Below are 15147 nucleotides of genomic sequence, written 5' to 3'. Positions count from 1 at the left end.
GTGGGAACCGATTCGCGTATCGCGCGCCTCACTCTGTTCAACCGTATCAGGAGAAGTCTATGAAGACCGTTGGTGACAAGCTCGAAGCCTTCCACGTTGTTGGTGTCAAGCCTGGTTTCAACAACCACGAAGAGAACGGCCAGTCGGCTTTCGAAGACATTACCGAAAAGTCGTTCGAAGGCAAGTGGAAAATCATCTACTTCTACCCGAAGGACTTCACGTTCGTCTGCCCGACGGAAATCGTGGCCTTCGCCAAGCTGAACAACGATTTCGCCGATCGCGACGCAATCGTGCTGGGCGGCTCGACCGACAACGAATTCGTGAAGCTGGCATGGCGCCGTGAACACAAGGACCTGAACAAGCTGAACCAGTGGCAGTTTGCCGACGTGACCGGTTCGCTGGTGGACCAGCTGGGCGTGCGTGACCACGCTGCCGGCGTTGCCCTGCGCGCCACGTTCATCGTCGATCCGGACAACACGATCCAGCACGTTTCGGTGAACAACCTGAACGTCGGCCGCAGCCCGGAAGAAGTGCTGCGTATTCTGGACGGCCTGCAAACGGACGAACTGTGCCCGTGCAACCGCGCCGTTGGTGGCGCCACGCTGTAATTTGGCAGCACCTGCCAGGCCGCTTTCAAGCGGATCGGCACAGCGCGAGGAAGAGCACCATGCCCTTCCTCGCCGAAACCCGCTATGTGCGGGTTTTTTGAGCCCTCGTCGATAGGAGAAATGTATGGAATTCCTCAGTACGATCAAGAATTTGATTCCCGACTACGCCAAGGACATTCGCCTGAACGTGGATGGCACGATCGCGCGTTCGTCGCTGGAAGGCAACGATGCGGTAGGCGTGGCCCTTGCGGCCGCCTTTGCGGCAAAGAGCAAGGTCATCGTCGACGTGATCCGCAATGCCAACGTGCTGTCGCCCGAGGAAGTGACGGCGGCGCAGACGGCAGCTGCGTTGATGGGCATGAACAATATCTGGTATCCGTACGTCGAAATGGCCGAGGATCCGGATCTGGCGAGCCAGCCGGCCGGACTGCGCATGAATGCGTATGCTTCGCACGGCGGCGTCGACAAACGTCGCTTCGAAATGTACGCGCTGGCCGCTTCGATCATCGGCAAGTGCCATTTCTGCGTGAAGTCGCACTATCAACTGCTCAAGACCGAGCAGGGCATGAGCGCCCAGCAATTGCGCGATGTGGGGCGTATCGCCGCGGTGATCGGCGCGGCCGCCAACGTCATTACCGCCGAATAAGCGGCGATCGGCGTCCAACGCGCCGATTACATCCCGTGCGGGACCGCCGTACCAACGGCGGCCCGCGCCACAAGCCGGCCCACGCTTTGGCGTGCTGTCGGCTTTTTTCCCGTCTGCGGGGTCAGAAAGTCCTATGCCTCAGATCCGGTCGACACGCGTTCGTCAATCGGTGCAGACAGGCACAAATGAGCCGGTGCATTTGTGGATTGGACGGCCTACAATCGAGCCAAGGTCACGCTTTTCATCGTAGTCATGAGCACCTTGCCTTCGCACACTTCGCCGCGCTTTCGCTTTCGCCTGGCCGCGGTGCATGACTGGGGCGACATCGCCGCCGTTACGCAGCAAGCCTATGGGCAATACGAGCTGGGCATCATGGAAGATTGCCGCGCGTCGTTCCAGCGTGGCATGCAATCCGTGCTGGCCGCCAAGGACAATCCCGATATGGAGTGGTGGGTTGCGGAAACGGATCACGGCATCAGCGGCGCCGTGCTGTTCTGCCATCCGGGCGCGACAGTGCCTGCGCTCGACGACAGCCTCGTCACCCTGCCCCTTCCGGAAGCACGTCTGCTGTCCGTGAGTCCGCAAGCGCGCGGGCTGGGACTGGGCAAGCGGCTGATGCAGATCTGTATCCAGCGCGCTCGCGATATCGGCGCCCCAATGCTGGTATGCCGGACGATGCCGGAGATGGACTCGGCCATCAAGCTGTGCGAGCACATGGGCTTCGAGAAACGCACGGAAGCCGGATCGCGTCACGGTGCGATGGCCAGGCTGATCGACTACGTCTACACGATCCAGCCCGAAGACGCGCCGGCGCCGCCGCCGGCCTGACCGGCACGCCAGCGCAAGCCGCCCGGCCAACCGCGGCCAAGCCGCGAGCGAAGCGCGCCGCAGGCGCATCGCTCATCGGATTTCGTCTGTGATTCAGTCCTGCACGTCAGCGGTACGGCGGTAGATCAGCACCGCCGCCTGCGCGACGATCCCCTCCTCCTTGCCTTCGAAGCCAAGCTTCTCGTTGGTTTTCGCTTTCACGTTGCAATGCGTGACCGGCAGGCCCAGGTCGTAGGCCAGGTTCTGCACCATGCCCGCAATATGCGGCGCAAGTTTCGGTTTTTGCGCAATGACCGTGGCGTCGACATTGCCGATTTCGAAGCCCGCTTCACGCACGCGCCGCGCCGCTTCACGCAGCAGGACGCGGCTGTCCGCACCGGCGAAATCGGGATCTGTATCGGGAAAATGGCGCCCGATATCGCCCAGGGCCGCCGCACCGAACAGTGCGTCGGTGACCGCATGCAGCAACGCGTCGGCGTCGGAATGCCCCAGCAGTCCGCGATCGTGCGGAATCTCGACGCCACCGAGAATGAGCTTGCGACCGGCTACCAGCGCGTGCACGTCATAGCCCTGTCCAACGCGAAAATCGAACGGATTCAAAACAACTCCTTGAAGAAAAGGATCAGGCCGCGGACGGGGTCGATCCCGTGCGCAGCAGGACATCGGCCAGGGCGAAGTCCTCCGGATAGGTCACCTTGAAATTGCGCAGCGATCCGTTGACCAGACGCGGATGCAGTCCCAGCCGCTCGATCGCGCTGGCTTCGTCGGTCACCACGGCGCCAGCTGCCATCGCGTCCTCGAGCGCGTGACGCAGCACGCCAATGCGGAACATCTGCGGTGTCTGCGCCTGCCACAGGCCCTCGCGCGGCACCGTCGCGCCGATGCGCGCGCCGGCGTCGGCGCGCTTCAGCGTATCGGGCACGGGCACGGCAAGAATGCCGCCGATGGGCTCGCTGGCGGCGTCATCGGACTCCACCGCGCGCACCAGCGTGTCGATCATCGCCGGCGTCAGGCCTGGACGCGCGGCGTCGTGCACCAGGACCCAGTCGGTATCGCGCGCGCCGAGCGTGGCCAGATGATGCAGCCCCGCCAGCACCGACGCATGGCGCGAATCTCCGCCGACAAACGCGGTATCGAAGCGCAGTCCCGCAAACACCTGCGGACCGAAACGCGCCTCCAGCGGCAGGTCGTCCGGCGCCAGCACCAGCGCCGTGGCGCTGATGGCCTCACATGCCGAAAACGCGGCCAGCGCGAACCACAGCATCGGCCGTCCGGCCACCGTCTGGTATTGCTTCTGCACGGCGCCGCCGGCACGGCTGCCGGTACCGGCACAGGGAATCAGGGCGAATCGACGATCGGACACGGGCTTGGCGGTTGGGATATCGGAAGCCGGCCTGCAGGCCGGCCGGTGCGCATTCTATAATACGGCCCTCGCCCGCCGCCACGATCCTCCGATCCAGGCAGGCAAAAACCGATTTTCCCTGCCCGCGACATGCCGCACGCATGCGCCGGCGGGGTATGGTCGTTTACGCGTTATCTGCTGCCAATGCCTGACAACCAAGCTGCTTACCCGTTTGCCGTGCTGCCGCTGATCAAGCCCGGCATGCGCCATGCCGTGCCCGGCCTGACCGGATCTTCCGACGCGCTTGCCGTGGCCGCCTACGCGCGCCAGCATCGCGACAGCGTGCCGATGGTGGCCGTGGTGTGCGCCCATGCGATCGATGCGCAGCGGCTGGCCGACGAAATCCCGTGGTTTGCGCCCGAACTGCGCGTGCGCCTTCTGCCTGACTGGGAGACGCTGCCCTACGACAGCTTCTCGCCACATCAGGATCTGGTGTCCGAGCGGCTGGCGACGCTGCACGATATTCAAGGTGGCCAATGCGACGTGATGATCGTGCCGGCATCGACGGCGCTCTATCGTCTGGCCCCGCCGTCGTTTCTGGCTGCCTACACGTTCTTCTTCAAGCAGGGCGAAAAGCTCGACGAAGCCGCGCTCAAGGCGCAATTCACGTTGGCCGGCTACGAGCATGTGAGCGCCGTGATGCGCCCCGGCGAGTACAGCGTGCGCGGCGGGCTGATCGATCTCTATCCGATGGGCTCGGCGTTGCCATACCGGATCGACCTGTTTGGCGACGAAATCGAGACTATTCGCGCCTTCGACCCCGATTCGCAACGCAGCCTCTACCCGGTCAAAGAAGTGCGGTTGCTGCCGGGCCGCGAATTTCCGCTCGACGAGGCCGCGCGCACGGCGTTTCGCGGACGCTGGCGCGAGGTGTTCGAAGGCGACCCGACCAAATCGCCGATCTACAAGGATATCGGCAACGGCGTGCCGTCGGCCGGGATCGAGTACTACCTGCCGCTGTTCTTCGAGCAAAGCGCCACGCTGTTCGACTACCTGCCGCAAGGCACTCAGCTGGCATTCACCGGCGGCGTCGACGACGCCATCCGGCGTTTCTGGGCCGACACCACGCAGCGCTACAACTTCATGCGGCACGACCGCGAGCGCCCGCTGCTGCCGCCTGCGGATCTGTTCCTGTCCGAAGAACAGTTCTTCGTCGCGGCCAAGCCTCTTGCGCGACTGTTGCTGCAGCGCGAGCCCGCGCCGGAGCAGGCGCCATCGTTCGCGGCCGGGCTGCCCGATGTTTCGGTCAACCGGCGCGCCGAAGATCCGCTGGTCAATCTGGAAGCGCTGCTGCTGAACAAGGCCACGCGCGTGCTGATGTGCGCGGATTCGGCCGGCCGGCGCGAGACGCTGCTGCAGCTGTTTGCCGAAAGCGGCTTGCGTCCGACGATCGTCGACGACTTCGCATCGTTCCTGAGCGGCGAGTCGCATTTCTCGATTGCCGTGGCCCCGCTGCAAAGCGGCTTCGCACTGCCATCGGCGCAACTCGCGTTCGTCACCGAAAACGAACTGTATGCAGGCACCGCGCGCCGCGCGGGCCGCCGCAAGCAGGAACAGGCCAGCACCGTCGATGCCATGGTGCGCGACCTGGCCGAACTCAAGATTGGCGATCCAGTCGTCCACAGCGAACACGGAATCGGCCGCTACCAGGGCTTGGTCACGCTGGACATGGGCCAGGGCGACGAAGAGTTTCTGCATCTGGACTACGACAAGGCCAGCAAGCTCTATGTGCCGGTGCACCAGTTGCACGTGATCTCGCGCTATTCCGGCGCCGATCCCGAAACCGCGCCGCTGCACTCGCTCGGCACCGGCCAGTGGGACAAGGCCAAGCGCCGTGCCGCGCAACAGATCCGCGACACCGCCGCTGAACTGCTGAACCTGTACGCGCGCCGCGCCTCGCGCGAGGGCTTTGCGTTCCCGCTGCAGCCAAAGGATTACGAGACCTTCGCCGAGAGTTTCGGCTTCGAGGAAACGCCGGACCAGGCCGCAGCCATTGCCGCGGTGATCGCCGACATGACGTCGGGCAAGCCGATGGACCGCCTGGTCTGCGGCGATGTGGGCTTTGGCAAGACTGAGGTGGCGTTGCGCGCGGCGTTCGTGGCGGTGCTTGGCGGCAAGCAGGTGGCCATGCTGGCGCCCACCACGCTGCTGGCCGAGCAGCATTTCCAAACCCTGTCCGATCGCTTCGCCGAATGGCCGGTGCGGATCGTCGAGCTCTCGCGCTTCAAGACCAAGAAGGAAATCGACGCGGCGATCAAGCAGATCAACGAAGGCACGGTCGATATCGTGATCGGCACGCACAAGCTGCTGTCCGACGACGTGAAGTTCCAGCGGCTGGGGCTCGTCATCATCGACGAGGAACACCGCTTTGGCGTGCGTCAGAAGGAAGCGCTGAAAACGCTGCGCGCCGAGGTCGACGTGCTAACGCTGACCGCCACGCCGATTCCGCGCACGCTGGGCATGGCGCTGGAAGGCCTGCGCGATTTTTCCGTGATCGCCACCGCGCCGCAAAAGCGCCTGGCGATCAAGACGTTCGTGCGTCGCGAGGAAGACGGCGTGATCCGCGAGGCCATCCTGCGCGAGCTCAAGCGCGGCGGCCAGGTGTACTTCCTGCACAACGAAGTCGAAACCATCGAGAACAAGCGCGCCAGGCTGGCCGAACTGGTGCCCGAGGCGCGCATCGCCGTGGCTCACGGTCAGATGCACGAGCGCGAACTGGAGCGCGTGATGCGCGATTTCGTCGCGCGTCGCGACAACATCCTGCTGTGCACGACGATCATCGAAACCGGGATCGACGTGCCCACGGCCAACACGATACTGATCCACCGCGCCGACAAGTTTGGCCTGGCGCAGTTGCACCAGTTGCGCGGTCGCGTCGGCCGCAGCCACCACCAGGCGTACGCCTACCTGCTGGTGCACGATGTGGATGGGCTGACCAAGCAGGCACAGCGCCGGCTCGAAGCAATCCAGCAGATGGAAGAACTTGGTTCGGGCTTCTATCTGGCCATGCACGACCTGGAAATCCGCGGCGCCGGCGAGGTGCTCGGCGACAAGCAATCGGGCGAAATCCACGAAATCGGCTTCCAGCTCTACACGGACATGCTCAACGCGGCCGTGAAGGCGCTGAAGGCGGGCAAGGAACCTGATCTGATGGCGCCGCTGGCCGCCACCACCGAGATCAATCTCGGCACGCCGGCGCTGCTGCCCAACGATTATTGCGCCGATGTGCACGAGCGCCTGTCGCTGTACAAGCGGCTCGCCAACTGCGAGACCGGCGAGCGCGTGGACGACATCCAGGAAGAGCTGATCGACCGTTTCGGCCGGTTGCCGGCGCAGGCCCAGGCACTGATCGAAACGCACCGGCTGCGTATCGCCGCCGCGCCGCTTGGCGTGCGCAAGATCGACGCAGGCGAGGCGACGGTCAGCGTGCAATTCGTGCCAAACCCGCCGATCGACGCCATCCGTATCATCGATCTGGTACAGAAGAACCGCCATATCAAGCTGGCCGGCCAGGACAAGCTGCGCATCGAGGCAAAGATGCCCGATGTGGCCGCGCGTGCGCAAACCATCAAGCACACGCTGCGCCAACTGGCCTGATACGACCGCCCGGTGTACGATCACATCCTTGACGAATCAACCGTTTCGACGCCCCATGCAAGCCACTTCCGACACCAAGACCGCCGCAACCGAAGCGTCCGGGCGCCATAGTGCGCTCGACTGGACCAAGCGCCTGGTGTCGTTCGACACCACTTCGCGCCATTCCAACCTGGGATTGATCGAATCGGTGCGCGACCACTTCCTGGCCAAGGGCCTGCGCCCGCACCTGAGCTACAACCCGCAGGGCGACAAGGCAAACCTCTTCGTCACGGTGCCCGCCGCAAACGGCGCAACCGATGGCGGCATCGTGCTTTCGGGCCATACCGATGTGGTGCCCGTGGACGGCCAGAACTGGACCACCGATCCGTTCACCCCGGTGATCCGCGACGGCAAACTTTACGGCCGCGGTACGTGCGACATGAAGGGCTTTATCGGCACGAGCCTAGCGCTGCTGCCAACCATTCTCGAAGCGAAGCTGCGCGAGCCGGTCCATTACGCGCTGTCGTTCGACGAGGAAATCGGCTGTATGGGCGCGCCGTATCTGCTGGCCGAACTGCGCGATCGCGGCGTCAAGCCGGCCGGATGCATCGTTGGCGAGCCGACCAGCATGCGCGTGATCGTCGCGCACAAGGGCATCAATGCCTATCGCTGCTGCGTAAAAGGCCAGGCCGCGCATTCGTCGCTCACTCCGAAAGGCGTCAACGCCATCGAATACGCCGCGCGCCTGATCTGCTACATCCGCGACATCGCCGACGAATTCAAGGCCAACGGCCCGTACGACCGGGCTTTCGATGTGCCGTTCACCACGGCATCGACCGGCACCATTCACGGCGGCATTGCACTCAACACCATTCCCGCGGAATGCGAGTTCGTGTTCGAATTCCGCAATCTGCCCGGTGTCGATCCCGAAGCCATCCTCGCGCGCATCGAAGCCTACGTGCACGATGTACTGGCGCCGAAGATGCGCGCCGAGCATGTCGACGCCGGAATGGTCATCAGCAAGATTGCCGCCGCGCCCTCGCTCGACGCTGCGGAGGCCGATGCCATCACGCAACTGGTGCGCGCGCTGACCGCCGACCGCGACACCAACAAGGTGGCCTACGGCACCGAGGCGGGCCTGTTCCAGCGCGCCGGCATTCCGGCCGTCGTATGCGGCCCCGGCGATATCCAGCAGGCGCACAAGCCTGACGAATTCGTCGCCCTGGACCAGCTCGCGGCATGCGAGGCGTTTTTGCACAAGGTGGTGGACAGCCTGCGCGTGGCATAACCGCCAGCGCTTCCGTGCGCGCCTCGCCCCGGGGCGCGCATGCACTCGCAGTACAATACCGCCTCCCCGCTTCCAGCCTATTCTTCCGCTGTCATGCCCCTGATTCTCCAGAGCTTGTCCCCGCTGTCCGCGGCCGACATCGCCGCCGTGCGCACCGTGGCCAACGCGTCAGCCTTCGCACTGCGCGATGAAAACGTCGCCGTTGCGGACGAATGCCTGCCCTTGTCGCCCCCGTTGCACACTGCGCTCGATGACTTGTGCGGACCGCGCGGCATCGACTGGGCAGTGGTGCCGGCCGGCCGCAAGCTGTCGGACTTTCGCCTGGTCGCCATGGACATGGACTCGACCCTGATCACGATCGAGTGCATCGACGAGATCGCCGATTTCTGCGGGCTCAAGGCTGAAGTGTCGGCGATCACCGAAGCCGCGATGCGCGGGGAAATCACCGATTTCAACGAAAGCCTGCGCCGCCGCGTGGCGCTGCTCAAGGGCCTGGACGCGAGCGTGCTCGACCGGGTGTACGAAGAACGGCTGCGTCTGTCGCCGGGCGCCGAGCGCATGCTCAAGGCGGTCCAGGCACTCGGCCTGCGCACGCTGCTGGTTTCCGGTGGATTCGTGCATTTCACGGACAAGCTCAAGCCGCGCCTCGGGCTCGATTTCACGCGCGCCAACACGCTGGAAATCGTCGATGGCAAGCTGACCGGCAATGTGGTCGGCGAAATCGTCAATGCCGACGTCAAGGCGCGCACCGTGCGCGAGGTCTGCGAACAGATCGGCGCCGATCCCGCTCAGGCAATCGTGATGGGCGATGGCTCGAACGACCTGAAAATGATGGCCGTGGCCGGGCTGTCGGTGGCTTTTCGCGCCAAGCCCATCGTTCGCGCGCAGGCCAGCGTCGCATTCAATCATGTCGGACTTGACGGCTTGCTGAACCTGTTCGCCCAGTAACGCGCCCCCGCTCAGCATCCCACCCGCCCGGCCATCGTGCCGGGCGTTTTCATTTGCACGACTGGCTGCGGCGTGGACATTACATTTTTGTCATGTCGCTGCGGGCCGAGAGCGTACCAAATCGTCACATAAGGCCCTGATTTCCTTGTGAAATTAAATGCGAATCATTATTATTATGTTTTTATTCGTTACCGCCTTCGGGACGCCCGACGCATGCAAGCGTTAGCCATACTTTTCTCCCTGGCCGCTGCCGCGTGCCTGTATCTTGCCTCGCCGAATCAGGTGTTGATGGTCGACGCCAACGGCAAGGGTCGTGCGCCGCTGTCTGCGCGCACGCTTTGCTGGATCGCCGTGTTGCTGGCTGCGGCCGGCATGTGGCTGATGAGCGTGCCCGAAGGCTGGCCAGTTGCCATCGCCGCGACGCTCGTCACGCTTACCTGCTGCCTGTCGCTATGGCCGTTCATCGGCACCTGGCTCCATCACCACCGCGACGATGAATCGTGCAGCGAAGGAAATCCATCATGATGGGCACCAAATGGCTGGCCGGAACACTGCTTGGATTGCCGCTGGCGATTGCGCTTTGCACGCTCGGCGTGCTGTGGCTGCCGGGCGGCTGGGAAGGCGGCGTGGTCGTTGCCATCGTACTGAGCTTCGTGCTGTGGGTCGCCATCATCAGCGTGACCCTGCTGTTCCACAGCAGTCGCGCCGCATGGCTATGGCTGGCCGGCGGCAATCTGGTCTGTTACGGCATTCTGTGGGCCGTGCGAGCCATGCATGCGATGCCACCCGCTTCCACGCTCTCCGCAGTGACTGGCTCCTGAGACGATTCGCATGAAACCCAATACTCTTCGCGTGTTCAATACGCTTCACACCTGGGTCGGGCTGATGGCCGGATGGGCGCTCTTTATCGCGTTCTTCGCGGGCGCGATCACGGTGTTCCATCACGAACTGCATGTCTGGCAGAACCCGGCGCGCCTGGAAGGCCATCACGCCACCGATGTCGCGGTGGAAGGCCCCGCCATCGACGCGTTCGTGCAAAAGCTGGTCGCCGTGCATCCCGAAGCGGCCAATAGCGTCTTCGTCGGCCTGCCCAGCAAGGAAGAGCCGGACTTCAATGCCTACTGGCAGGACAAGGCGGGCGAGTGGCAGACGATAAACGGCGCGCGCCTGAACGGCGACAAGGCGGCGCAGAACGACACCTCGCTCGATCATGTCACCGGCGAGTTGTCGGCGTTCCTGAATTCCCTGCACTATGCGCTCGGGCTCGGCATGAACGGCATGTACTTCATGGGGATCATCTCCGTGCTGTATGGCCTGGCGCTGGTGTCCGGCGTGATCCTGCATCTGCCACGCCTGAAGAAAGACCTGTTCGCGGTGCGCCCGGGGCGAAATCTCAAACGCTTCTGGATGGACGCGCACAACGTGGTCGGCTTGTTCAGCCTGCCGTTCCATCTGATCTTCGCCATCACTGGGGCCATGTTCTGCCTGTCGCTGGTGATGGTGATGGTCTTCAACACGCTCACGTTCGACGGCAAGTTGTTCGAGGTGGTGCCGCGTGTGACCGCCGCCACGCCGGAAGTCACGGCGTCGGGCCGTCCGTCGCCCACGTTGCCGGCCGCGCAATTGCTGGCCATCGCGCGCGACCATGGCGGCGAGCGCTTCACGCCGAATGCGATCCGCTTCCAGCGCTACGGCGACGCAAATGCCGTGGCCGAAGTGCGCGGTGACAGCAGCCGCGCTCTCGGCAACGGCGGCGGCGTCGGCATTCATGCGGCGTCGACCGAATCCAATGCCGGCCAGTTGATCGCCAACCAGACCGCGGGCGCGCGCGACACGAATCACATGTTGCTCAGCGCCATGTATGCGCTGCACTTTGGCACCTACGGCGACCTGGCCGTCCGGCTGGTCTATCTGCTGGCCGGCCTGGGCGGCGCCTTCCTGTTCTATTCCGGCAATCTGCTGTGGATCGAGACGCGCCGCAAGGCGCGCCAGAGCGAACAACCGCGCGTACATAAGTTGCTGGCGCAGGCTACGGTGGGCGTGTGCATCGGCACCTGCATCGGCGTGGCGCTGTGCTTCCCCGCGGCACTGCTTTGGCCCGAGCGCGCCGTGAGCTACGTGTTCTGGCCGGTTTTCGCGACCGCGATCGTCTGGGCACTGATCCGGCCGCCGATTCGCGCCGCCGTGGAATTGCTCTACATCGCCGCGCTGGCTGCGCTGAGCGTGCCCGTATCGAACGCATTGCTGACGGGTGACCACCTGTTTGTCGCCGCGCTCAACGGGCGCTGGGTCATCGCCGGCTTCGACATTGGCGCCATCGCGATGGCGGCGGGCTTTGTCGCCATCGCGCGCGCCACGCAGCGTCGCGCCCGGAATGGCCCGGCCGAATCGGTGTGGTCGACACGCGCCGCTGCGGAACATCTATCGCCGCAAACGAGCATGCGCAACGCCGACTTATCCTGACCCGCCTCCCGCGCATCCATGCAAAAGCCCCGCCGTTTCCGCGCGGGGCTTTTTGTTGGTGTCGCAAGGCGCAACAGTACGCCGCGGGTTCCGGCCTATCGCAGATGCGTCTCCATCGCCTGTTTCAGATCGGCGATGAGGTCGCGGGTGTCTTCGAGTCCGATATAGAGCCGCACCAGTTCGCCAGCATTTTCCCATCCGGCTGGCGGCCACGTGCCGGCCGGGCGCATGGTCTCGACGTGGTACGGCACCGCCAGGCTATGCGCGCCGCCCCACGACCAACCGATTGCAAACAACTTCAGCGCTTCGACAAACGCATCCACCTGCTCAGGCGTGTAACGACGGTGAACAATTAGCGAGAACAGGCCACCGCCGCCCGTGAAGTCGCGCTGCCATGCGTCGTGACCCGGGCAGTCCGGCAGCGCCGGATGCAGTACGCGCGTCACTTCGGGACGTCGTTTGAGCCATTCGGCTACCTCCCGCGCGGCGCGATCATGCGCGGCCAGACGCACCGGCATGCTGGACAGTCCGCGCAGCACAAGGAAGCAGTCGTCCGCAGACACGCCCCAGCCCATGATCATCCGCGTGCGTTTGAGACGATCGTGCAACTTTTCGTCGCGCGTAATCACGGCGCCCATCAGCACGTCGCTGCCGCCCGACTGGTATTTGGTCAGCGCCTGCACGGAGATGTCGATGCCTTTCTCGAACGGCTTGAAATACACCCCTGCGGACCATGTATTGTCGATCGCGGTGAGGACGCCGCGGGCGCGCGCCGCCGCCACAATCGCTTCGCTATCGGGCACTTCCATCGTGACCGAACCCGGCGCCTCCATCCAGATCAGCCGCGTGTTGGGCTGAATCAGCGCGGCGATGCCAGCCCCGATCGACGGATGGTAGTAACGGACCGTGACACCATATTCGCGCGCCAGCCACTCGCCGTGGTCGCGGTTCGGGCCATAGACGTTATCGGGCACGAGCACATCGTCGCCCGAGCGCAGGCATGCGAAATACACCAGCGAAATGGCCCCCATGCCCGACGGCAACAGCAGCGTCTGCCGGCCGCCCTCGATCTGGGCCAGTTGCTGGCACAGTGCCTCGCTGGTGGGCGTGGCGTGCAGACCGTAGCGCCAGTACGTCTTGCTGCGATCGCCGTAGGCGCGCAGCTCTGCCAGATTGCGGAAGACGATGGTCGACCCACGATAGGTAGGCGTGGAAAACGATTCAAAGCCCGGCGCGATATCCAGTTCGGGCTGGACCGCGGTGGTCTGAATGTAATGGGACGATTTACGGGACGAGTCGGATGCAGACACGGCGAGTACCCTGGGAAGTCAGTTCGGACGCCCGAGCTTACCAGCAAATGCCGGGTCCGCTACATCGCGCGCGGCGATCCTCGGACTGCGGTCCAGGTGCGGATCCGGCTGGCGCACCAGATCGCCCAACGATCAGCACCTACCGATCCGCAGGCGGTCACTTTGCGCGGGCCACGCGGCTATCGCGTCTTTCCCGTCGAAATCGACGACTTGGGCGGCGGCGGCGCGTAGGTGACGCCGCTGCCCGCGCGCATGTCGAACGGCGGGATCACGAGATTGCCTCCAAACGGGCGGATAAAGAACGGCAGCACTATGGACGGATCAAATGCATCGGTCCACGTGCCGCGCACAGCGCCATTCTGGTCGATCTGCCCTTCCCAATTGCCGGAAACACGCGTGCCGTCGTCGGACTCTTCCATCAGGAAGCTGCCATCGTCCCATTCGCCCGATAACAGCCGCACACTTTTGCCGTCGCCGATCGTGTATTCGCCTTGCAGACTGTCTCGTGTGTCCGACTTCGGCGCCACGCGCATTCTTACGGGCTTGTCCCCAACCGTGCCGACATAGACCGGATAATTCGCATATTCCGATCGCGGTAGTAGTGGGCGCGCCGGCCCGGTGGAAAGCGAGGTGCCGCGCCTGGCTTCTCCCGCGCGGATGGCGTCGTTGATGCCGAAGGCGCTGCCCTGTCCTTCCCCGGTCGACACCATCTCGTCGGCCGCCAACACAGCGGTGGGAAGCGAGAGAATTGTCGCGATTATCACCAAACACAGCGATCGAAACGGGGCAAAACGGAACAAGACAGCCTTCCTTCGGCAAATGGGGCAACAGGACTTTAGACGCGCTCGAAGATCGCGGCAATCCCTTGCCCGCCGCCGATGCACATCGTCACCAGCGCATAGCGTCCTTGCACGCGCTGCAACTCATGCAAGGCCTTCACGGTGATCAGCGCACCTGTCGCGCCGATCGGATGGCCCAGGGAAATTCCGGAGCCATTCGGATTGACCTTGGCCGGATCCAGGCCCAGCGCCTTGGTAACCGCACAGGCTTGCGCGGCGAACGCCTCGTTAGCCTCGACGACGTCGAGATCCTTGACGGACAGACCCGCGCGCTCCAGCGCAATCTTCGTCGCCGGAACCGGCCCGATGCCCATCGTCTTCGGATCCACGCCAGCGTGGCCATAAGACACCAGCCGTGCCAGCGGCTTGAGGCCACGTCGCTCGGCTTCGGCACGCTCCATCAGTACCACGGCGGCAGCGGCGTCATTGAGTCCCGACGCGTTGCCGGCCGTGACCGTCCCGTTTTCCTTGGCGAACACCGGCTTGAGCTTGGCCATGTCGTCCATCGTCGCATCGTGACGCACGTGCTCGTCGGTATCGAACACCACATCGCCCTTGCGGGACTTCAACGTGATGGGAACGATCTGATCCTTGAAATATCCGGCCTTGATCGCTGCCGACGCGCGGCGATGCGATTCCAGCGCAGCTTCATCCTGCTGCTGCCGCGAGATGTCATATTCCTTGGCGACATTCTCGGCCGTCACGCCCATATGAATGCTGTGGAACGGATCGTGCAGCGCGCCGAGCATCATGTCGATCAGCTTGGCATCGCCCATGCGCGAACCCCAGCGGGCCATGGGCGCCAGATACGGCGCCCGGCTCATGCTTTCCGCGCCGCCGCCGATGGCCACGTCGGCATCGCCGAGCAGGATGGTCTGGGCAGCGCTGACGATCGCCTGCAGGCCGGACCCGCACAGCCGATTCACGGTCAGGGCCGGCGCGTTGATCGATACGCCGCCGTTCACTGCGGCGACGCGGCCGAGATACATGTCCTTCGGCTCGGTCTGAATCACGTTGCCGAATACCACGTGGCCGACGTCGTCGCCGGATACGCTCGCGCGCGCCAACGCCTCGCGGACAACGAGGGCTCCGAGTTCGGTCGGCGCCAGGTCTTTCAGGCTGCCGCCAAAGGTACCGATGGCGGTGCGTACACCGCTGACAACCACTACTTCACGCGTCATGTCTGTCTCCATGCGTTATGTTGCGGTGCACAGTATAGACCCCGGGCAAGAAAAACGA

14 protein-coding genes are annotated in these 15147 nt (G+C 64.1%); 9 read left to right on the top strand and 5 right to left on the bottom strand.

Translation table 11 applies throughout. The annotated features are described in order from the left end of the window. Window positions 1-59: 59 nt before the first annotated feature. The 3 genes from F7R19_RS00330 to F7R19_RS00320 all read left to right on the top strand — a co-directional run bounded on the left by F7R19_RS00330 (window position 60) and on the right by F7R19_RS00320 (window position 2082). Window positions 60-608: a peroxiredoxin gene (locus tag F7R19_RS00330; protein ID WP_061957514.1), complete on the top strand. Its 549-nt coding sequence runs from the start codon at window positions 60-62 to the stop codon at window positions 606-608. A gap of 124 nt (window positions 609-732) precedes the next feature. Further along, window positions 733-1254, top strand: a complete 522-nt coding sequence (locus F7R19_RS00325; protein WP_150978993.1) for a carboxymuconolactone decarboxylase family protein — start codon at window positions 733-735, stop codon at window positions 1252-1254. Window positions 1255-1506: 252 nt separating this feature from the next. After that, window positions 1507-2082 carry a GNAT family N-acetyltransferase gene (locus F7R19_RS00320; RefSeq protein WP_061957512.1) on the top strand — a complete coding sequence of 192 codons (576 nt, stop codon included), beginning with the start codon at window positions 1507-1509 and terminating at the stop codon, window positions 2080-2082. Window positions 2083-2175: 93 nt separating this feature from the next. Here F7R19_RS00320 and ispF read toward each other — a convergent pair whose 3' ends face one another. Then, entirely contained in the window at window positions 2176-2682 is a 507-nt protein-coding gene (ispF, locus tag F7R19_RS00315; protein WP_061957508.1) for a 2-C-methyl-D-erythritol 2,4-cyclodiphosphate synthase, read from the bottom strand. Window positions 2683-2704: 22 nt separating this feature from the next. Further along, complete coding sequence (gene ispD / locus F7R19_RS00310) at window positions 2705-3445, bottom strand: 2-C-methyl-D-erythritol 4-phosphate cytidylyltransferase (RefSeq protein WP_150978992.1); 741 nt, start codon at window positions 3443-3445, stop codon at window positions 2705-2707. Between the two features lie 183 nt (window positions 3446-3628). Between ispD and mfd the strand changes: the two genes are divergently transcribed. The 6 genes from mfd to F7R19_RS00280 all read left to right on the top strand — a co-directional run bounded on the left by mfd (window position 3629) and on the right by F7R19_RS00280 (window position 11759). Next, window positions 3629-7081, top strand: coding sequence for a transcription-repair coupling factor (gene mfd, locus F7R19_RS00305; protein ID WP_061957511.1), 3453 nt, complete (start codon window positions 3629-3631; stop codon window positions 7079-7081). Between the two features lie 55 nt (window positions 7082-7136). Further along, a complete protein-coding gene (argE, locus tag F7R19_RS00300; protein WP_061957506.1) occupies window positions 7137-8348 on the top strand; it encodes an acetylornithine deacetylase in 1212 nt (403 codons plus the stop codon). 93 nt (window positions 8349-8441) lie between these two features. Continuing rightward, a complete protein-coding gene (gene serB / locus F7R19_RS00295) occupies window positions 8442-9296 on the top strand; it encodes a phosphoserine phosphatase SerB (protein ID WP_061957505.1) in 855 nt (284 codons plus the stop codon). A 147-nt stretch (window positions 9297-9443) separates the two neighbouring features. Beyond that, complete coding sequence (locus F7R19_RS00290) at window positions 9444-9821, top strand: hypothetical protein (protein WP_223505701.1); 378 nt, start codon at window positions 9444-9446, stop codon at window positions 9819-9821. Then, the gene (locus F7R19_RS00285; RefSeq protein WP_150978991.1) at window positions 9818-10117 is read left to right on the top strand and encodes a hypothetical protein; all 300 of its coding nucleotides are present in this window, start codon (window positions 9818-9820) and stop codon (window positions 10115-10117) included. The genes F7R19_RS00290 and F7R19_RS00285 overlap by 4 nt, the downstream gene beginning before the upstream one ends. A 10-nt stretch (window positions 10118-10127) precedes the next feature. Continuing rightward, a complete protein-coding gene (locus F7R19_RS00280) occupies window positions 10128-11759 on the top strand; it encodes a PepSY-associated TM helix domain-containing protein (protein ID WP_150978990.1) in 1632 nt (543 codons plus the stop codon). Window positions 11760-11854: 95 nt separating this feature from the next. Here F7R19_RS00280 and F7R19_RS00275 read toward each other — a convergent pair whose 3' ends face one another. The 3 genes from F7R19_RS00275 to bktB form a co-directional block, all read right to left on the bottom strand. Further along, the gene (locus tag F7R19_RS00275) at window positions 11855-13069 is read right to left on the bottom strand and encodes a cystathionine beta-lyase (protein WP_150978989.1); all 1215 of its coding nucleotides are present in this window, start codon (window positions 13067-13069) and stop codon (window positions 11855-11857) included. A gap of 179 nt (window positions 13070-13248) precedes the next feature. Next, a complete protein-coding gene (locus tag F7R19_RS00270) occupies window positions 13249-13779 on the bottom strand; it encodes a hypothetical protein (RefSeq protein ID WP_223505699.1) in 531 nt (176 codons plus the stop codon). Between the two features lie 125 nt (window positions 13780-13904). Continuing rightward, window positions 13905-15089 (bottom strand): beta-ketothiolase BktB, encoded by a 1185-nt coding sequence (bktB, locus tag F7R19_RS00265; protein WP_061957499.1) that lies wholly within the window; start codon window positions 15087-15089, stop codon window positions 13905-13907. Window positions 15090-15147 lie beyond the last annotated feature (58 nt).

It is taken from the genome of Cupriavidus pauculus, assembly GCF_008801835.1.
Lineage (GTDB): Bacteria > Pseudomonadota > Gammaproteobacteria > Burkholderiales > Burkholderiaceae > Cupriavidus > Cupriavidus pauculus.
The sequence above is the reverse complement of the archived record's forward strand: the minus strand, read 5'-3'. Positions and strand labels throughout refer to the sequence as shown.